At 62.5% G+C, this 16,680-nt stretch carries 20 protein-coding genes; 11 read left to right on the top strand and 9 right to left on the bottom strand.

From position 1 onward, the window contains the following. Position 1 precedes the first annotated feature (1 nt). Positions 2-268 (bottom strand): hypothetical protein, encoded by a 267-nt coding sequence (locus tag RAE21_RS05155; RefSeq protein ID WP_313880432.1) that lies wholly within the window; start codon positions 266-268, stop codon positions 2-4. Between the two features lie 260 nt (positions 269-528). On the opposite strand from RAE21_RS05155, the gene RAE21_RS05150 reads away from it, so the two are divergent. Beyond that, the gene (locus RAE21_RS05150) at positions 529-1,248 is read left to right on the top strand and encodes a Crp/Fnr family transcriptional regulator (protein ID WP_313880431.1); all 720 of its coding nucleotides are present in this window, start codon (positions 529-531) and stop codon (positions 1,246-1,248) included. On the opposite strand, the gene RAE21_RS05145 is transcribed toward RAE21_RS05150, so the two are convergent. Then, complete coding sequence (locus RAE21_RS05145; protein WP_313880430.1) at positions 1,245-1,952, bottom strand: Crp/Fnr family transcriptional regulator; 708 nt, start codon at positions 1,950-1,952, stop codon at positions 1,245-1,247. The two genes, RAE21_RS05150 and RAE21_RS05145, sit on opposite strands and share 4 nt — an antisense overlap. Positions 1,953-2,098: 146 nt before the next feature. Here RAE21_RS05145 and RAE21_RS05140 point away from each other — a divergent pair, with 146 nt between their 5' ends. The 3 genes from RAE21_RS05140 to RAE21_RS05130 are packed head-to-tail and all read left to right on the top strand — an operon-like array spanning position 2,099 to position 3,225. After that, positions 2,099-2,329 (top strand): hypothetical protein, encoded by a 231-nt coding sequence (locus RAE21_RS05140; RefSeq protein ID WP_313880429.1) that lies wholly within the window; start codon positions 2,099-2,101, stop codon positions 2,327-2,329. Continuing rightward, on the top strand, positions 2,326-3,036 hold the full coding sequence (locus tag RAE21_RS05135) for a GGDEF domain-containing protein (protein ID WP_313880428.1): 711 nt from the start codon (positions 2,326-2,328) through the stop codon (positions 3,034-3,036). Before RAE21_RS05140 ends, RAE21_RS05135 begins: the two co-directional genes overlap by 4 nt. Before the next feature lie 36 nt (positions 3,037-3,072). After that, positions 3,073-3,225 carry a hypothetical protein gene (locus RAE21_RS05130; RefSeq protein WP_313880427.1) on the top strand — a complete coding sequence of 51 codons (153 nt, stop codon included), beginning with the start codon at positions 3,073-3,075 and terminating at the stop codon, positions 3,223-3,225. A gap of 136 nt (positions 3,226-3,361) precedes the next feature. Here RAE21_RS05130 and RAE21_RS05125 read toward each other — a convergent pair whose 3' ends face one another. The 4 genes from RAE21_RS05125 to RAE21_RS05110 all read right to left on the bottom strand — a co-directional run bounded on the left by RAE21_RS05125 (position 3,362) and on the right by RAE21_RS05110 (position 5,687). Beyond that, positions 3,362-3,751 carry a hypothetical protein gene (locus tag RAE21_RS05125; protein ID WP_313880426.1) on the bottom strand — a complete coding sequence of 130 codons (390 nt, stop codon included), beginning with the start codon at positions 3,749-3,751 and terminating at the stop codon, positions 3,362-3,364. A gap of 3 nt (positions 3,752-3,754) precedes the next feature. After that, positions 3,755-4,045, bottom strand: coding sequence for a hypothetical protein (locus RAE21_RS05120; RefSeq protein WP_313880425.1), 291 nt, complete (start codon positions 4,043-4,045; stop codon positions 3,755-3,757). A gap of 50 nt (positions 4,046-4,095) precedes the next feature. Beyond that, positions 4,096-4,311: a YMGG-like glycine zipper-containing protein gene (locus RAE21_RS05115; RefSeq protein WP_313880424.1), complete on the bottom strand. Its 216-nt coding sequence runs from the start codon at positions 4,309-4,311 to the stop codon at positions 4,096-4,098. A 146-nt stretch (positions 4,312-4,457) separates the two neighbouring features. Beyond that, positions 4,458-5,687 carry an MFS transporter gene (locus RAE21_RS05110; RefSeq protein ID WP_313880423.1) on the bottom strand — a complete coding sequence of 410 codons (1,230 nt, stop codon included), beginning with the start codon at positions 5,685-5,687 and terminating at the stop codon, positions 4,458-4,460. A 106-nt stretch (positions 5,688-5,793) separates the two neighbouring features. On the opposite strand from RAE21_RS05110, the gene RAE21_RS05105 reads away from it, so the two are divergent. Then, complete coding sequence (locus RAE21_RS05105) at positions 5,794-6,624, top strand: AraC family transcriptional regulator (RefSeq protein ID WP_313880422.1); 831 nt, start codon at positions 5,794-5,796, stop codon at positions 6,622-6,624. Between the two features lie 69 nt (positions 6,625-6,693). Here RAE21_RS05105 and RAE21_RS05100 read toward each other — a convergent pair whose 3' ends face one another. Then, on the bottom strand, positions 6,694-7,113 hold the full coding sequence (locus RAE21_RS05100) for a PACE efflux transporter (protein WP_313880421.1): 420 nt from the start codon (positions 7,111-7,113) through the stop codon (positions 6,694-6,696). Positions 7,114-7,159: 46 nt separating this feature from the next. On the opposite strand from RAE21_RS05100, the gene RAE21_RS05095 reads away from it, so the two are divergent. Together RAE21_RS05095 and RAE21_RS05090 are read left to right on the top strand one after the other, a co-directional pair. After that, positions 7,160-10,735: a class I SAM-dependent DNA methyltransferase gene (locus RAE21_RS05095; protein ID WP_313880420.1), complete on the top strand. Its 3,576-nt coding sequence runs from the start codon at positions 7,160-7,162 to the stop codon at positions 10,733-10,735. A gap of 18 nt (positions 10,736-10,753) precedes the next feature. Continuing rightward, positions 10,754-11,488, top strand: a complete 735-nt coding sequence (locus RAE21_RS05090) for a hypothetical protein (protein ID WP_313880419.1) — start codon at positions 10,754-10,756, stop codon at positions 11,486-11,488. A gap of 200 nt (positions 11,489-11,688) precedes the next feature. Here the strand turns inward: RAE21_RS05090 and RAE21_RS05085 are convergent, their stop codons facing one another. Both RAE21_RS05085 and RAE21_RS05080 read right to left on the bottom strand, forming a co-directional pair. Further along, positions 11,689-12,165 carry a glycine zipper 2TM domain-containing protein gene (locus RAE21_RS05085; RefSeq protein WP_313880418.1) on the bottom strand — a complete coding sequence of 159 codons (477 nt, stop codon included), beginning with the start codon at positions 12,163-12,165 and terminating at the stop codon, positions 11,689-11,691. Positions 12,166-12,338: 173 nt separating this feature from the next. After that, entirely contained in the window at positions 12,339-12,620 is a 282-nt protein-coding gene (locus tag RAE21_RS05080; RefSeq protein WP_087494170.1) for a DUF427 domain-containing protein, read from the bottom strand. A gap of 114 nt (positions 12,621-12,734) precedes the next feature. On the opposite strand from RAE21_RS05080, the gene osmF reads away from it, so the two are divergent. Genes osmF through RAE21_RS05060 form a run of 4 tightly spaced genes read left to right on the top strand, consistent with a single transcriptional unit; the run spans position 12,735 to position 16,567 of the window. Beyond that, positions 12,735-13,664, top strand: coding sequence for a glycine betaine ABC transporter substrate-binding protein OsmF (gene osmF / locus RAE21_RS05075; RefSeq protein WP_313880417.1), 930 nt, complete (start codon positions 12,735-12,737; stop codon positions 13,662-13,664). An 11-nt stretch (positions 13,665-13,675) separates the two neighbouring features. After that, complete coding sequence (locus RAE21_RS05070) at positions 13,676-14,857, top strand: ABC transporter permease (RefSeq protein ID WP_313880416.1); 1,182 nt, start codon at positions 13,676-13,678, stop codon at positions 14,855-14,857. Next, entirely contained in the window at positions 14,854-15,792 is a 939-nt protein-coding gene (locus RAE21_RS05065; protein WP_313880415.1) for an ABC transporter ATP-binding protein, read from the top strand. Before RAE21_RS05070 ends, RAE21_RS05065 begins: the two co-directional genes overlap by 4 nt. Continuing rightward, positions 15,785-16,567 carry an ABC transporter permease gene (locus RAE21_RS05060; RefSeq protein ID WP_313880414.1) on the top strand — a complete coding sequence of 261 codons (783 nt, stop codon included), beginning with the start codon at positions 15,785-15,787 and terminating at the stop codon, positions 16,565-16,567. Before RAE21_RS05065 ends, RAE21_RS05060 begins: the two co-directional genes overlap by 8 nt. The last annotated feature ends 113 nt before the right edge of the window (positions 16,568-16,680 follow it).

Genomic DNA, 16,680 nt, shown 5'->3' with positions numbered 1-16,680 from the left:
CCTACGCCGCCAGGGCGAAACCCGCCCCGAGCACCAACACCGCGACCACCACAAATGTCATCAGGCGCACGCGCACCATGCCACCAGCCCAGCCCGCAGCGCGGTGCAAGCGTTCGGTATGGCTCACCCGGCCACTGCAATGTTGCACATGGGAGGACAGGCTCCAAAGGTCAAAAGACGAGGTTTCTGCCGCATCCGGGTAGGCAGCAGTGCTCCAGCGCGCCAAACACTGCGAAATGGGACACGGTAAATCAGTCGAATGGGTCATACGGGTACTCCTTGGGATGGGCGATGCCAACAGCAGCAGCGGGGCAATCTGAGAGCGCTTGCTCGCCCCGTGCACAGGGAGCCCATGCTGCGCTTGGCAGCCCGCAAGGTCTGTTCGGAAGCGAACGGTTTGCCATCGCCCGGCCTCCGCAAAGGTGCGCTATCGCACAGACCAATGAACACAGAGGCATACACTGATCTGCAGCACGGGCCATCGATCTGGTGAGTCTGGCCGACAGGGAAAACACAACAGAGGTATTTATGCCCGCCAACACCGACTCGCGCCGCAACCAGTTGATTGCCTCTTTACCGGATGCCGAATGGGTCCGATGGCAGCCCCACCTGGAGCTTGTGGAGCTTCCCTTGGGCAAGGTTCTTTATGAGTCGGGCGCCGTCCAGCGCCATGTGTACTTTCCGACCAGCGCCATCGTCTCGCTGTTGTATGTGCTCGAAAACGGTGCCTCGGCTGAGATCGCTGTTGTGGGACTCGAGGGAGTGGTGGGTGTCTCGCTTTTCATGGGCGGTGGCTCGACCCCCAGCCGGGCCGTGGTGCAAAGCGCCGGGCAAGGCTTCCGGCTGAGCTCGCAGATGATGAAAGAAGAGTTCAACCGCTCTGGCCCTGTGATGCACCTGATGCTGCGCTACACCCAGGCGCTCATCACCCAAATGGCCCAAACAGCGGTCTGTAACCGGCACCACTCTCTCGACCAGCAACTCTGCCGCTGGCTGCTCTTGAGCCTGGACCGCTTGCGCGGCAACGAGCTGATCATGACCCAGGAGCTCATCGCCAACATGCTCGGCGTGCGGCGAGAGGGGGTCACCGAGGCCGCGCTCAAGCTGCAGCGCGCCGGCCTTATCAGCTATGCCCGCGGGCACATCAGCGTGCAGGACCGCCCCGGCCTAGAAAAGCGGACCTGCGAATGCTACGAGGTGGTCAAAAAGGAATACGACCGGCTCTTGCCGGCGACCGTGGCGGTTTAAAGGTCCCCCTGCACCGGCCGGTGAAAGATGGCCTCGTAAATCGAAGAGTCTCGGGCGTAACACAGGCACGAGACGGCTTTGAGGCCGCGGCGATCCACTACCGTCAATATGCCGCGGTGGTAGTGGATCAGCCCTTGTGCCTGCAGCTCGCTGGCCGCGTTGGTGACACTAACCCGGCGCACCCCGAGCATCGTGGATAAAAACTCCTGGGTCATCGGGAAGGTGTTCGCCGGTGAGCGGTCCTGGCACATCAGCAGCCACCGGGCGAGCCGGGGCAACACCTCATGGAAGCGGATGCACGCACTCGCCTGCGACAGCTGGGCCTGCACCACATAGGCGTAAGAGAACAACACCTTGCGCAGGCCGACGGAGTCCGCCAGTACCGCCCTGAATGCCCGGCCATCCACACGCCAGGCCCACCCGCCCTCTTGCACCAGCGCCTTCACCACCGCCACAGGCACGCCTTGGGCAACCCCAAGGCCCAACATGCCCTCGGGCCCGACCATGCCGACCTCCACCACATGCGCATCACCCGCATCGGCCAGCAGCGACACATAGCCCTCTAGGGGAAAGTACACATGGGCCTGGTGCCCGCCGGGCGTCCACAGCACGTCCTTGAATGCGAGCGGCACGCAGGTACCCGCCACCCTGATTTTTCGCTGGTCTATTTGCGACAAACTGGCGAGTAGGCGGTTGCGTTGCATCGGGGGACCTTGCTTCAAAAACTGCAGGCTAACCCCCGCTCGACACCGGGTCTGTACGGTGGGCGCAGGTGCTTGTTCGGTCGCGCACAGACCCTGCAGGCACCAGGGTTTACAACCCCTTACATCCCCACCACAAGGAGTGCGCCATGACTTGCATCACTACCAGCAAACGGCACCGTCAACCGGTGTTTGACACCGACCCGGACCGCCAAACGAGCGTCTTTCCTGAAGGCACTGCAAGCACCAGCGCGCGCCCCGCCCGCAAAGCCACACTGACCCTGCACCTCAGCCACCGCGCACCTGCGGAAGATGCAAATCAGGCAGCAGCCCAAGGGCCCACCCAGCTCTCGCTGTTAGACACGGAATCCACGGTATGAGCGCCCGCCCCAACCCGGCCAACTTCAAGTTGCATGTGCCGGACGGCGCATTCAGCAACGGCCACCATGCAGAGCCTTCTGCCCTTGAGGGTGCGCTGCTCTCCAACGCGCAACTGCGTGAGCAAGTCACCCAGCTGCGCAATGCCCTGGTCAGAACCCAGCGTGACCTTGCAGGCACCCGTGCGGGCGAGCGCAGCGCGCGTCACCTTGCGCGGCACGATGGCCTGACCCGGCTACCGAACCGGGCGTACTTTGAGGCGTGCCTGCAAGAGTCGCTCAACGAGCAATTGGCCCACCAGCGCGGCCTGGCCTTGTTCTTTCTGGATCTCGACGATTTCAAGCACATCAACGACACCCATGGCCATGCGATGGGCGACAACCTGCTGCAAATTGTGGCGGCGCGCCTCAACCAGTCGGTGCGCAAAGAAGACATGGTGTGCCGCTTGGGCGGAGACGAGTTTGCCTGTTTGTTGCGCGGCTCAAACCAGGTCCGGCAACTGATGCAGTTGGCCGCCAAATTGTTTGACTCGGTTGCGGCACCCTGCCAGTTACAGGCCTGTGAACTGACGGTGCGGCCGAGTATTGGGATTGCGATTTGCCCACCGTGCGACATCACTGGCAGCGAGCTGCTGGCCCGCGCGGATGCCGCCATGTACCGCGCCAAGCGGGAACAAACGGGTTATGCCTTCTTTGAGGCTCCAGCCTGAGGCGTGCGCCCCGGCTGCCGGGGGTTGCGCGGCTGCATGGCCGCCAACACGGCACCACCCACCATGCGACACACCGATTGCGCGACCGCCACCTTCACAGCCGTGCTCGGCTGGAACCAGCGCCATGGCTTGACCGACGCCACCACCACGACCCCGGCGACCACCATCAGTACCATTGCCAAAGGGTAATGTTGCGCCAGTTCCCTGGCAGCCTGGCGCGCCATGACCAGCTCGGGCCAAGTATCCGCTCTTAACACCTGTTGCATGATGAGGCGGCTCGCCTCCAGGCGCTGCGCGGGTGTGGCAACTGCGGTGCTGGCGATCGTCATAACCCGCCCGGCGACAACATGTTGCGGTCAGCCTCCCATTGCACCCGCATTTCATCGAGGCCCGGAGCAGCAGGCCCCCGCACCACAGCCCATCCGCACAACAGCGCACCCAACAATGCGACGGAGGGCACCACTATCAACACTGCCCACCCCACAGGCAACACGCTGGCCAACATCACCGCCACCCCTGCGAGGGTGAGACCTACAAACGCCAGCAACACTGCGCCAACCAACCACAAGCCTTTGACAAGCCAAAAAGCCGCCCATGTGGTGCTTTCATCGCGCAACAGGTCGGCATAGGCTTGGGCATGTTCCAGCAACAAATCCGGACGCTGTTGTAACAGCGCCCAGACTGCACCAGCCGCACGGGTAGTTTGTGCGGCCATAGTTCAATGGCTGTGGTGTGAACGACCACGCAACATCAGGCCCACCACGCCCATGAGCACGGCGCCGGCTGCGGCTGCCATCAGCAGCGACTTGAGCGGCTCTTCACGCACATAGGTGTTAACTTGCGCTTGCGTGCGCTCTGCACCTTCTTGAAGAAAGGTACGGTTTTCGCGCAAGGCATCGGCGCCGCGTTGCAACAAGCCATCGGCTTGCTGGGCGGCGTGGTTGAGCACGGGCATGACATCTGACTCGAGGGGGCCGTTGGCGTTGGAAAGCGGATTGGAATAGCTCATGGGAATGTCCTTCTCAGTGGTATCGATGAAGAGAGGCGGCAGATGCCGTCTCACGGTTTGGTGACCTCGTGGCCGATCACGCCGCCGACGGCTGCGCCGCCCAGGGTGCCCAAAGTGCCGCCCCCCAGGACCGCACCGCCCACGGCGCCTACACCAGCACCGATGGCGGTGCCTTTTTCTTGCGATGACATGCCTGCACAGCCGGCCAGGCTGGCCAGGGTGACTGCATAAATGGCCGCAAAGGCCTTGGATTTTTGGAGTTGCATAGTGCTTCCTGGTTGGCGTCACAAAAATCGGGACGCAACTCCAGAGAAGGCACTGCGTCACGCTTCTTCCCTCTTGCACCTGCGTTGTCAGGGGCGAGAGATCCGATGCATGAAGCTTAGGCAGCAGGGGCGCTGCGGTCTGTCTGCTATGGCACGGAAGTGCGGCGGCCCACCCCCAGCGCAGCACCCACGCTCAGCAGTAGCACCAGCGCCGCACCGAGCAAGGTAGCGCCATACCAGCCCCGGTCCATGAACGCCCCGAACACCAAAGGCGAGATGGCAAAACCCGTGTCGAGGCCCGAGTACACCAAGCCATACACCCGGCCGGTTGCCCCCTTGGGGGTGGCTTTTTTGATCATCATGTCGCGCGAGGGGCCGCCGATACCCACTGCAAAACCCGTGATCGCCAACACCACCATGGTGCCGGTGGCGCCCAGCCAACCGGTGCCGCACAGCGCAAGCAAAACCGCACCCGCTGCCATGGCCATGGCGACCACGCGGTCTGAGTGCTTGGACTTGGCCGCAACAAAACCGCCGATAAACATGCCCACCGCTCCAAACAGCATGTACGACGAGATGGTGTAAGTAGCCGCCTCAAAGCTGACCCCGTGCATCGCCTTCAGGATGGAGACCGCATAACTCTGCACAACGGCCAGCGTCATGGTCGAGAGCAAAAAGAAGCCAAAACACCACCACACCACCGGCAGTTTCATGAACGCCATGTCGTGCTCTGCCTTGGGGCCACCGGCCACGGGGGCGACTTTTCGGGCCACTGTGGTGTGCAGGTGCTGCCGCTGGCTCGCGAGCACGCCAATCACCACCACAAACAGCAAAGCCGCGGCCAGATACGTTTGGCGCCAGCCGATGACAGCACCCAGGCTGGCAAAAAACACTGGCGCCAGTGCCCAGCCCAAATTGCCACTCAGCCCGTGGGCGCTGAAGGCGTAGCCCAGCCGCGGTGCAGACACCCGCTGGTTCAGAATGGTGAAGTCCACCGGATGGAACGTGGCATTGCCCAAGCCCGCCAACACTGCCACCAGCATCAGGCCGGCATAGCTGCTCGCAAACGAGGCCAGCACACAGGCCACCACAAACAGGCTCAGCGCCATGAACAGCAGCGGCCGTGCCCCGAAACGGTCCACCACGAACCCGGCGCACGCCTGCCCCACGCCAGACACCACAAAAAACGCCGTCATCAGCAAACCCAGCTGCGAGTAATTGAGGCCGAACTCCTGCATAAACACCGGGAACAGCAGCGGCAGTATCAAGTGCCCGAAGTGCGAGCTGCCGTGGGCCAGGCCGATCAGGCCGATCACGGTGGCGTCTTGTTTGAAAGGGGCCGCAACGGCGGCGGCAGGCATGGTGGCAGTAGTCATGCACTCATCCTACGACTGGGCAGGTTTTCTGAAATGCGACAAAAAGACAATAATCATCGAAAACCCGCCAAACCTTCCCCACTGGACAAGTCCGCCCCAAACACCCATGACCCGCGCCACCAAACCCGCCCGCCTGCACCCGGTGCAGAGCGACACCTCGCCCCACCGCCCGCCCACCGCCCAGCGCCCGGTGCGCAGCCGCGGCCGTGCGCTGGCCATGAACGCGCACATCGAGCCGCATCAACACGCGTGGTCGCAGTTCACCTACTGCGCCAGTGGCCTGATGCAGGTCACCGTGACCCAAGGCGCGTGCGAAACCACCTTCATCGTGCCGCCCAGCCGCGCGGTGTGGATTCCGCCCCAAGTGCAGCACACCGTGGTGGTGCTGGAGAGCGCCAAACTGCGCACCGTAGACATCGCCCCCGCCGCCCTGCCCGCCAGCTGGGCGGACTGCCGGGTACTGGTGGTCAGCCCGCTGCTGCGCGAGCTGATAGGCGCGCTGCAGGGCAGCGAACCCGGCCCGCGCGAAAACGCTGTGATGGCCCTGGCGCTGGACGAGATTCAACACGCCGACACCCAGGCACTTGGCGTGCCCATGCCGCACCCGGTGCTGGGTGACAAGCGCCTGCGCGCCCTGTGCGAAGCCGTGCTGCGCGACCCGGCCGAGAAAAACCAGCTGCGCGAATGGGTGGCCGAGGTGGGCGCCAGTGAGCGCACCGTGGCCCGCTTGTTCCGCGACGAGCTGGGCACCAGCTACCAGCAATGGCGCACCCAGGCGGTGCTGGCCCACGCCCTGCCCCAGCTCGCCCGTGGCGTGCCGATTGCCCAAGTGGCAGCCGCCAGCGGCTACGCCAGCGACAGCGCGTTCTCGGCCATGTTCAAGCAGGCCATGGGCAAGGCGCCGAGTTACTTCCAAAGTAAAACGCTATCAAAATAATAGCTATAGGCGCAATATCTATGTGGGCTAGCGGCAGATTTAGTTCAAAAAAGCGCCCCAAAGTGCAAATTAGCGCGCCGATGCGGGCAAACCAAAAATCCGGTCAAACGCCCAGGTGAATCCGACGGTGTAGAAAAAGAAAAACGCCAGCAGCCCCAAGTCCGCCACAAAGGCAGCCCAGAGCGAAATATCCAGCCAATACGCCATCACCGGCATGAGGATGATGGCCAAGCCCCCCTCGAAGCCCAGGCCGTGCACCAACCGGCGTTTGGGTGAGCGACCCCGCACGGTCTGGCGCGCTTCCCAGCGCTCAAACAGCGCGTTGAACACATAGTTCCAGACGAGGGCAATGCTCGACATCACCGCCGCCAGCACAAAAGCAGATCCCGGCGGATGAGAAAACGCCAGCGCCAACGTAGGCGTGACCACGGCAATGGCTATGCCCTCGTACAGGCAAGCTTGAAGAATTCGACGTTGGAATGGAGACATGGCGGCATGGTAACGGCAGCCCCGGGGGCAAGCTAACATCCCCCGCATGGGAGAACACAACACCAACCACGCCGCAGCTGAAGCGTTCATCGCCCGCTGGACCGGCAAAACCGCCTCTGAGCTATCCACCGCGCAGAGCTTCGTCATCGAGCTGTGCGCCTTGCTCGGTGTGGCCCCGCCCACGCATGAGCTGGACTACATGTTTGAGCGGCCTATCACCTTCAGCCATGGCGACGGCAGCACAAGCGCAGGCCGCATCGACTGCTATTTGCGCGGCCACTTTGTGCTGGAGGCCAAAAAGGTCAAAGCCGGCCCTGCCACCAAAGGGTTTGACGACGCGCTCTTGCGCGCCCGCGCCCAGGCCGAGGGCTACGCCCGCGCCCTGCCCGCCGCCGAAGGGCGCCCGCCTTTTGTGCTGGTGGTGGATGTGGGCAACGTCATCGAGCTGTATTCGGAGTTCAGCCGCAGCGGCGCCACCTACACGCCATTCCCCGACCCGCGCAGCCACCGGATCAAGCTTGCCGATTTGGCCAAGCCAGCGGTGCAAGCCACCCTGCGCAGCATTTGGACGGAGCCGCTTTCCCTAGACCCCTCTCGAATTAGCGCTCGGGTTACGCGCAAAGTGGCAGCCGAGTTAGCGGACCTTGCCAAGAGCTTGGAAGCCGCAGGCCATGCACCGCAAACCGTGGCGGCGTTCCTCACACGCTGCCTGTTCAGCATGTTTGCTGAAGATGTCGGCCTACTGCCCCAAGCCAACCCCACCACCGGGGCTGAATCGCAAGGCAGCTTTGTTCACCTATTGCGCCAATACCGCGAGCAACCTGCCACATTGGTGCAAATGTTGAAGGTGTTCTGGCAGGCCATGGACGCCGGAGGCTTCAACGCGGCAATTGCACAAAACGTACTGCGCTTCAACGGCAAACTCTTCAAAGGCGCGGGAACTGATGGCTACGTTCTGCCGCTCAGCACCACACAAATCGACGGACTGCTACGCGCTGCCAGTGCCAACTGGCAAGAGGTGGAGCCCGCGATCTTCGGGACCTTGCTAGAGCGCGCCCTGGATCCCACCGAGCGCCACGCCTTGGGTGCCCACTACACGCCCCGCGCCTATGTGGAGCGGCTGGTCCTGCCCACCGTGGTAGAGCCTATGCGCGCAGACTGGGCCAACGCGCAAGCTGCCGCAATGGTGCTCACTCGTGAGGCTGAGGAACTAGACGGCAAAAAGCGCGATGCCAAGCTCGAAGAAGCCCGCGCTGAGCTGCGCCGCTTCCACCACTATCTTTGCACCATCCGAGTGCTGGACCCGGCCTGCGGCAGCGGTAACTTTCTGTATGTCACGCTGGAGCACCTTAAGCGCCTGGAGGGCGAAGTGATGAACCAGCTTGAAGCGCTGGGCGAAACGCAGGACCGCCTGGGCTTAGAGGGCGAAACCGTCACCCTGCAGCAGTTGCGTGGCATAGAACTTAACCAGCGCGCCGCCGCCCTGGCCGAACTGGTGTTGTGGATCGGCTGGCTCCAGTGGCATGTGCGCACCCGCGGCCTTGGCAGCGTGGCCGAACCGGTGGTACATGACTACGGCAATATCGAAAATCGCGATGCCGTGCTCGGCTACGACCGCGCCGAACCCGCTCTGGATGCGGACGGCAACACCATTACCCGCTGGGACGGCAACACGTTCAAGAAACACCCTGTCACCGGGGAGGATGTGCCTGACGAAGCTGCACAAGTGGCTCAGTGGGCCTACACGAATCCGCGAATGGCCGAATGGCCAGAGGCTGATTTCATCGTGGGAAATCCGCCGTTCATTGGCAAGCTGAAGATGCGCGAAGCACTGGGCGATGGCTATGTCGTTTCATTGCGCGACGTTTACGTGGATGTGCCAGATAGTGCCGACTTCGTCATGTACTGGTGGCACAAGGCTGCGAACCTTGTTGCCTCTGATCGAGCCCGACAATTCGGGCTGATCACCACAAACAGCTTGACCATGACCTACAACCGTCGATTGGTCGAAGCGCATCTGCTCGCCAAGAGTCCAATTTCTCTGCGATTCGCGATCCCCGATCACCCGTGGGTGGATAGCGCTCAAGGTGCAGCTGTTCGCATTGCAATGACAGTGGGTGCCGCAGGCGCAGATGATGGTGCTTTGTTCAGCGTTGTTGCGGAGCGAGAGGGCGAGGTTGATGCACTTGATGTCGAGTTGTCATCGCAGGTAGGCGTCATTCACGCAAACCTCAAGGTCGGAGCCAACGTTACCAAGGTACAGCGACTACGGGCCAACACTGAGATCTCTGCGATGGGAATGATTCTGGTGGGTTCCGGTTTCATCGTTGAACCAGGCGATCCACTCTTGGTGTTGGAGCCTGAACGGATCAAACCGTACCTGAACGGCAAAGACCTGACCCAGAGGTCACGAGGTGTCTACGTGATCGACATGTACGGGCTCAGCGCGGACGAGGTACGCAACAGATACCCAGCGTGCTATCAGCGACTGTATGAGCGCGTCAAACCAGAACGCGATGTCAGCAATGACAAAACGCTCCGCGAGCAGTGGTGGCTCTTTCGAAGAACCAACATCCAGCTCCGCAGCGCGATTGCTGGACTGAATCGGTACATCGGAACGACGGAGACAGCCAAGCACCGCCTGTTCAGTTTCATCCCTGGCACGGTAACGCCTGATCAAAAGATTCGCGTCATCGGTAGCGACGATGCGTTGCTACTTGGGGTCGTGAGCAGCACTCTTCATGTTGATTGGTCATTAGCGGTTGGCGGGACGCTCGAAGATCGACCGGTTTACAACAACACCACTTGCTTCGAGCCCTTCCCCTTCCCCAGCGACGACACTGGCCTCACGCCCGCGCTGGCCGAGCGCATCCGCCAGCTGGCCGAGCAGCTGGACGCGCACCGCAAGGCGCGGCAGGCGGCGCACGAGGCGGTGACGCTGACGGGCCTGTACAACGTGCTGGACAAGCTGCGCCGCGGTGAAGCGCTCAATGCCAAAGACAAACAGCTGCACGAACAGGGCCTGGTGAGCGTGCTGCAGAGCCTGCACGACGAGCTGGACGCAGCAGTCTTGGCAGCCTACGGCTGGAGTGACCTGGGCGCTGTACCGTGGGCCGACGAGGCCGCCCACGCCGCATGGACAGAGACATTGCTCACTCGCCTGGTCGCCCTGAACGCAAAGCGCGCTGCGGAAGAGGCTACTGGCACCGTGCGCTGGCTGCGCCCAGAATTTCAAGACCCCGCGCTGCGCGCTGCCGCAGCAGCACAAACTGACAGCGAAGCTAATGCGCTACAAAAAGGTGAGCTGCTCGCGCACATTCCACGAGCGCTACAGCCCGATTTGGCTATGGAAATGCCCCTACCAGCCCCTGCACCGGCCACCGACGCCGCACCTGCTGCCCCCGCAAGCAGCACCGACGCCCAGGCCTGGCCCGCCGCCCTACCCGATCAGGTGCGTGCCGTGGCCGCCGTGCTGGCCGCCAGCCCCACCGCCATGCCGCTGCCCGCCATCGAAGCCCGCTTCAAAGGCCGCGGTCCTTGGAAGAAAGGCCTGCCCCGCATTCTGGAAACCTTGGAAGCTCTGGGCCGCGCCCGGCGCGAGAGTTCGGACTGGCGGGCGTAATCGTCCCAGGCGCAAGCAATGACCGCAATCACCCCCCCTCTGCCGCCTCTTTATGACAAGCAGCCTTCTGCGGCTGCGGACGGCGTATCTATCGGGGGCAAAGCGCCTGACCAACACCAAGAAGACACCGAGCAAGGCCAAGCGCGGTTCGGTGGTTTTTGGCGCCAGCCCCAATACGAAGCTGCCTATGTGCAAGCGGCCAGGGTATTGGTAGCGCATGGGCAAGTCAGCGGCACCTTGGACGAGATTGCACTACCAGCCCTGTTTCTGCAACGGCACGCTTTGGAGCTGCGCTTGAAGGTGCTGCTGGGGATGGTTTTTGACATTGGCAAATTGAAATGCGGTGTACATCCGACCAAGGACCAGAAAAAACTACTGGACACAAACCATTGGATTGAAAAGCTACTTAAGCAACTGGAGTGCTCTTGCGCCGAATTTGACCTGCCGCCCCCGCCGCACCAGCTAATTGAATTCTGCAAAGCTCTCGCCGCCATAGAGACAGACCCCTTTATGGCCCGCTACCCCGACTTCCAGCAAGCGGGAAAGGCTACTCACCGCTTTGTCGATGAAGTGGTCATTCCCATCGCGAAGCTACAAGCGCAGCTGGAGAAAACTGTGTCAGCGACCAGCTACATGCATGACGGTGAGGGAGATGCGCCGTATGGCGAGGTGCTCCATGCGATTTGGCACACCTATTTCAGTCATGCAGAGCATGAGGCCGACAGCGTTGACGGTACGCCCGCCGCCAACTAGCAGTCTCAGCGGTCCACCTTTGCTACCAAAACAGTAGCTGCTTGCGCATGATGTATGTGGGCTAGCTGCCCATTTAGACTAAAAATAAGCCAAATTTTCTTGCTGCCTGTAACGATGCTCACGATGCATCGTGAATAAGAGGCTGCCACTTATTGCCACTTGAATCGCTAATGGCAAGCCGCTTAACGGCGGCGAATGTTTTACGGGGCAGCGTTCTTCTTGGCAATTTCATTGCCAACGTAGCCGCCACCGACTGCACCGGCGATAGTGGCAAGGGTTTTGCCATCGCCGCTGCCGAACTGGTTGCCGACCAGGCCACCCACAACCGCACCAATACCGATTCCTACCGCGCTGTTTTTCTCGGCCGCAGGAGCGGGAGTCGCAGCAGCTTGTGCGGGGGGCGTGGAGTTCGATGCCACTTGCCCAGAGGTTTTGGGGGTAGCAGGCTTTTGGCTCACAACTTTGGGCGCAGGCGCTTTTGCAGCCTGTGCTGACACATTGGCCGGCGTGCTGGCGGTCAGGCTCGCGGGAGCAGTGGCACTGGAGTTAGGGAGCAGGCCTGTAAGCGCAGCCGCGCCCAAAAGGCTCACGACGATGACGGAGCCTGCAGCGATCGCAATCACTGGATGCAAGCGCCACGCGCTGGGTTGCTGGAGAGTGTTGGGGTATGTGTTCATCGGGTGTCCTTATGTGGTGACTTGATACACCGCCAGTGTGGCGGCGCCCTGCTTTTCTCACCAGAGGACCTGATCCCGAATCGGCGTAGGAAGCCGCCTACAAAAAGCGCGCGTTACCAGCCCCAGATCCCGAGCTCACTTCTCAGAAGCTACGGGGCTTTAGCGCGCTCGCCTCAAGCAGTAACCTGCACACCCTTCCAGAACGCCACACGGTCGCGCACCATGGCGGCTTCGGGTTTGGGGTCGGCGTAATACCAAACGGCGTCGATGTTCATTTCGCCGTTCACCATCAGCGAGTAGTAGCTGGCTTGGCCTTTCCAGGCGCAGCTGGTTTTGTGGTTGCTGAACTGCACATAGTCGCGGTTCAGGCTGCTGGCGGGAAAGTAATGGTTGCCTTCTACGAGCACGGTGTCGTCGCTCTGGGCAATCACGGTGCCGTTCCAAATGGCTTTCATGGCGATTTCCTTGGGGTGTTGAGGGTGCCATTGCAACACAGCTGCCTGTGCTGCGGGCCAACCGGGGGCAATCGGTTTCGCTTATCCTGTGGCCTCACTTTAAAGGCTCGCCCCATGCTACCCACCACCCCTTTTATGCGCCGTCACCTTCTTGTATTGGCCACCGGCCTGCTAGCCAGCTTTGCCAGCCATGCCCAAAGCCCGGTGCGTGTGGGCTCCAAGATCGATACCGAAGGCAAGCTGCTCGGCAACATCGTGGTGCTGGCGCTGGAGGCCAATGGCATCAAAACAGAAAACAAGGTGGCCCTGGGCAACACCAAGGTAGTGCGCACTGCCCTGCTGGCCGGTGAGATTGACCTGTACCCCGAGTACACCGGCAACGGCGCCTTCATGCTGGGTGACGAAAGCAACAAGGCCTGGAAAGACCTGCGCGCCGGCTACGAGCTAGCCAAAAAGATGGACCTTGAGAAAAACAAGGTCGTCTGGCTGGAGCCGGCCAATGCCAACAACACCTGGGCGATTGCAGTTCGCCGCGATGTCGCTGTAGCCAACAAGCTGCGCACCCTGGACGACATGGGCCAATACATCGCCAAGGGCGGCGCCTTTAAGCTGGCTGCCTCGGCCGAGTTCATGGAGCGTGCTGACGCCATGCCTGCCTTCCAGGCCGCCTACGGCTTCAAACTGCGCGCGGACCAAGCGCTGGTGCTGGCAGGTGGCGACACCGCAGCCACCATCAAGGCCGCGGCCGAAAAAACATCGGGCGTGAACGCCGCCATGGCCTACGGCACCGACGGCCCCGTGGCGGCCTTGGGTCTGGTCGTGATGGACGACCCCAAGGGCGTGCAACCGGTGTATGCCCCGGCGCCGCTGGTGCGTGAAGAGGTGCTCAAGCGCTACCCCGCCATTGCCACCGTGTTGGCACCCATCTTCAAATCACTGGATGGCCCCACCCTGCAAATGCTGAATGCACGCATTCAACTTGAGGGCCAAGACCCGCGCAAAGTGGCCACGACTTACCTGCAAAGCAAGGGCTTTCTGAAATAAGCGCCGCCGTGATGGACGCGCGCCCCCAGCGCTGGAACCCGGTGCTGGCGCTGTGTATGGCGCTCGCGCTTGGGGCCGCATGGGGCCTGCCCTTTGTGCGGGTCGCACCGAACCGGCTGCTGTCTGGCGAGCCGGTTTTTTTATGGCAATGGCTGCCGGGCACCAGTGCGTGGATGGCTACTGCTCTGGCGCTCGGGCTAGGCGTGTTGTGCCTAGCGCTTGTGCAAGCCCACCGCCGGGCCGTGCAGGCCTCAGCGGCGCTGGTGATGTCGGCAGGCTTGGCCGCACTGTGGCTGGCGGCTGGCCACCACGCCAGCAGCGTCAGCCTAGCTAGCCAGGCAGACAACCCGCTGGCCCGCACTTCTTTGGGTGCCGGTTTTTGGACGCTGGCGGCGCTCGCCTGGATGGCGGCACTCGACGCAGTCGCCCGCATGCAGCTGACAACCCTGCCACGCTTGCTGCTGCAAAGTGCCTTGTTCGCGCCCCTTTTGCTGTCCTTGAGTGCGGGGCAGGACTTGTCCATCGCTAAGGAGTACGCCAACCACAGTGATGTGTTCGGCCCCGCCATCCTGCGCCATTTGCAGATCGTGCTACTGGCTATTGCGCCAGCGGTAGCCATCGGCGTGCCGCTGGCCTGGCGCATGACCCGTGCGCCGCGCCTGCGCAAGACGCTGTTGCCGGTGCTGAATGTGATTCAAACCATCCCGTCCATCGCCCTGTTCGGCTTGTTGATGGCGCCGCTGGCGTGGCTGGCCGCCCAAGCCCCTGCGCTGGCCCGGCTGGGCATTAGCGGTGTGGGCCTGGCGCCTGCGGTGCTGGCGCTGCTGCTGTATGCGTTGCTGCCCATCGTGCGCTCGGCCTTGGCCGGGCTGGAGCAGGTGCCGGAGGCTACTGTCACCGCGGCGCGCGCCATGGGCATGACACCGCGGCAAGTGCTCTGGCATGTGGAGCTGCCGCTGGCCTTGCCGGTGCTACTGATCGGTCTGCGCACGGCAGTCGTGCAAACCACGGGCCTGGCTGCAGTGACCGCACTGGTGGGTGCGGGTGGATTGGGCAGCATCATGTTTGACGGCTTGTTCAGCGCGGCCAACGAGCTGGTGATGCTGGGTGTGATTCCCATCGTGCTGCTGGCATTGCTGGTAGACCATTTTTTCAAGGCGCTCGGCACCTTGCTGGAGACGCCCGCCGCATGATTACTTTTGACCACACCTGCAAGTCTTACGACGGCACACCGGCCATCACCGACCTGAACCTGCACATCGCCCAAGGCGAACTGGTAGTGCTGCTAGGGCCCTCGGGCTCCGGCAAATCGACTGCGCTGAAGATGATCAACCGCATGGTCGACCACGATGGCGGCCGCATCCTGCTGGGCGGCGAAGAAATTTACAGCTTCAATGTGCAGGACTTGCGCCGCCGCATGGGCTACACCATTCAGTCGGTGGGCCTGTTCCCGCACTGGACGGTGGCGCGCAACATTGCCACCGTGCCCACGCTGCTGGGCTGGGATGCCGCCCGCGTGCAAGCCCGGGTCACCGAACTGCTGCAACTGCTGGACTTGGCCCCCGAGCAATACGCGAGCCGCTACCCGCACCAGCTCTCGGGCGGGCAACAGCAGCGGGTGGGCGTGGCGCGCGCGCTGGCCGCTGACCCCGATGTGCTGCTGATGGACGAACCCTTTGGCGCGCTAGACCCTGTGACCCGCGCTACCCTGCAGCTGGAGCTCAAGCGCATTCACCGCGCCACCGGCAAAACCATTGTGCTGGTCACCCACGACATTGACGAAGCCTTGCTCTTAGCCACCCGCATCGTGCTGCTGAACCAGGGCCGAATCGCGCAGGTGGGCACACCGCTGGAACTGCTGCAGCAACCTGCGAGCGACTTTGTGGCCGACTTTATGGGGCGCGCAGACTTGGGACTCAAGCAGCTCTCGCTGCGGCCGATTGCGCCCTTGGTGCAAGCGCTGCAGGGGGCCACGCCAGCCCACGCAATTGCCGATACCGCCACGGTGCGGGAGGCTATTTCTCAGATGGCGGCACTGGGCGTGTCGTGCCTGGGCGTCCTCAACTCGAGCGGCGCGGTGCTGGGCCGGGTGAGCGCCGCCGATTTGCTGGAAGCACGGCATGGCTGAGGCACGGGGGCACGCACCCCGCTGGTGGAGCGATCGGCTGTTGTGGACGCTGGCCGCGCTGCTCGCGCTGGCCTACGGACTGCCACACAGCACGCCTGTGTTTGCCGCGCTTTTCCCGGCCCTGCCTCGCCCGGTGTATTTGCAAGAGCCATTGGCTCAATTGCTCTGGCAGCACTTGGGGCTGGTGCTGTTGTCCAGCGCAATCGCTATTCTGCTGGGCACAGCCGCTGGCGTAGCGGCCACGCGGCCTGCAGGCCGAGCCTTCCGGCCCCTGCTGGAGGCACTAGCCGCCATGGGCCAAACTTTTCCACCAGTGGCGATATTGGCGGTGGCAGTGCCGGCGGTCGGTTTCGGCGAGCTACCGGCCCTGATTGCTTTGTCACTCTTCGGGCTACTGCCAGTGTTGCAAGGCACGCTGGCCGGGCTGGAGTCGGTGCCGCGCCCGGTGCTGGAATCCGCCCGCGCCATGGGCCTGTCGCCGCGGCACATCCTCACCCAAGTGCAGATTCCGCTAGCACTGCCGCTGTGGCTGGCGGGGGTGCGCACCTCGGTCATCGTCAATATCGGCACCGCGGCTATTGCCTCTACCGTGGGGGCTAAAACGCTGGGCTCGCCGATCATCGTCGGGCTCTCGGGGTTCAACACCGCTTATGTGTTGCAAGGGGCGGTGCTGGTAGGCCTGTTGGCGATCTCGGCGGACCTCGCGTTTGATCGCCTGGCACGACGACTGCAGTGGGACGCCACTGACACTGCTGGCAAAACGCTCCTGAATTGATAGCTAATCGCGCATATTTGACGAGCGCTATAGCACTGTTTGATCTGAAATTGCGGCGTATCAAGATGCCAGCGTGTCGTTGTATCTACAGTGGACTTTTCCCTATTCCACGG

The sequence above is a fragment of the Rhodoferax potami genome (assembly GCF_032193765.1).
GTDB lineage: Bacteria > Pseudomonadota > Gammaproteobacteria > Burkholderiales > Burkholderiaceae_C > Allorhodoferax > Allorhodoferax potami.
The sequence above is the reverse complement of the archived record's forward strand: the minus strand, read 5'-3'. Positions and strand labels throughout refer to the sequence as shown.

Coding starts and splice junctions, on each gene's coding strand:
- RAE21_RS05155 (WP_313880432.1), bottom strand. CDS start 268: ATGACCCATTCGACTGATTTACCGTGTCCCATTTCGCAGTGTTTGGCG.
- RAE21_RS05150 (WP_313880431.1), top strand. CDS start 529: ATGCCCGCCAACACCGACTCGCGCCGCAACCAGTTGATTGCCTCTTTA.
- RAE21_RS05145 (WP_313880430.1), bottom strand. CDS start 1,952: ATGCAACGCAACCGCCTACTCGCCAGTTTGTCGCAAATAGACCAGCGA.
- RAE21_RS05140 (WP_313880429.1), top strand. CDS start 2,099: ATGACTTGCATCACTACCAGCAAACGGCACCGTCAACCGGTGTTTGAC.
- RAE21_RS05135 (WP_313880428.1), top strand. CDS start 2,326: ATGAGCGCCCGCCCCAACCCGGCCAACTTCAAGTTGCATGTGCCGGAC.
- RAE21_RS05130 (WP_313880427.1), top strand. CDS start 3,073: ATGGCCGCCAACACGGCACCACCCACCATGCGACACACCGATTGCGCG.
- RAE21_RS05125 (WP_313880426.1), bottom strand. CDS start 3,751: ATGGCCGCACAAACTACCCGTGCGGCTGGTGCAGTCTGGGCGCTGTTA.
- RAE21_RS05120 (WP_313880425.1), bottom strand. CDS start 4,045: ATGAGCTATTCCAATCCGCTTTCCAACGCCAACGGCCCCCTCGAGTCA.
- RAE21_RS05115 (WP_313880424.1), bottom strand. CDS start 4,311: ATGCAACTCCAAAAATCCAAGGCCTTTGCGGCCATTTATGCAGTCACC.
- RAE21_RS05110 (WP_313880423.1), bottom strand. CDS start 5,687: ATGACTACTGCCACCATGCCTGCCGCCGCCGTTGCGGCCCCTTTCAAA.
- RAE21_RS05105 (WP_313880422.1), top strand. CDS start 5,794: ATGACCCGCGCCACCAAACCCGCCCGCCTGCACCCGGTGCAGAGCGAC.
- RAE21_RS05100 (WP_313880421.1), bottom strand. CDS start 7,113: ATGTCTCCATTCCAACGTCGAATTCTTCAAGCTTGCCTGTACGAGGGC.
- RAE21_RS05095 (WP_313880420.1), top strand. CDS start 7,160: ATGGGAGAACACAACACCAACCACGCCGCAGCTGAAGCGTTCATCGCC.
- RAE21_RS05090 (WP_313880419.1), top strand. CDS start 10,754: ATGACCGCAATCACCCCCCCTCTGCCGCCTCTTTATGACAAGCAGCCT.
- RAE21_RS05085 (WP_313880418.1), bottom strand. CDS start 12,165: ATGAACACATACCCCAACACTCTCCAGCAACCCAGCGCGTGGCGCTTG.
- RAE21_RS05080 (WP_087494170.1), bottom strand. CDS start 12,620: ATGAAAGCCATTTGGAACGGCACCGTGATTGCCCAGAGCGACGACACC.
- osmF (WP_313880417.1), top strand. CDS start 12,735: ATGCTACCCACCACCCCTTTTATGCGCCGTCACCTTCTTGTATTGGCC.
- RAE21_RS05070 (WP_313880416.1), top strand. CDS start 13,676: ATGGACGCGCGCCCCCAGCGCTGGAACCCGGTGCTGGCGCTGTGTATG.
- RAE21_RS05065 (WP_313880415.1), top strand. CDS start 14,854: ATGATTACTTTTGACCACACCTGCAAGTCTTACGACGGCACACCGGCC.
- RAE21_RS05060 (WP_313880414.1), top strand. CDS start 15,785: ATGGCTGAGGCACGGGGGCACGCACCCCGCTGGTGGAGCGATCGGCTG.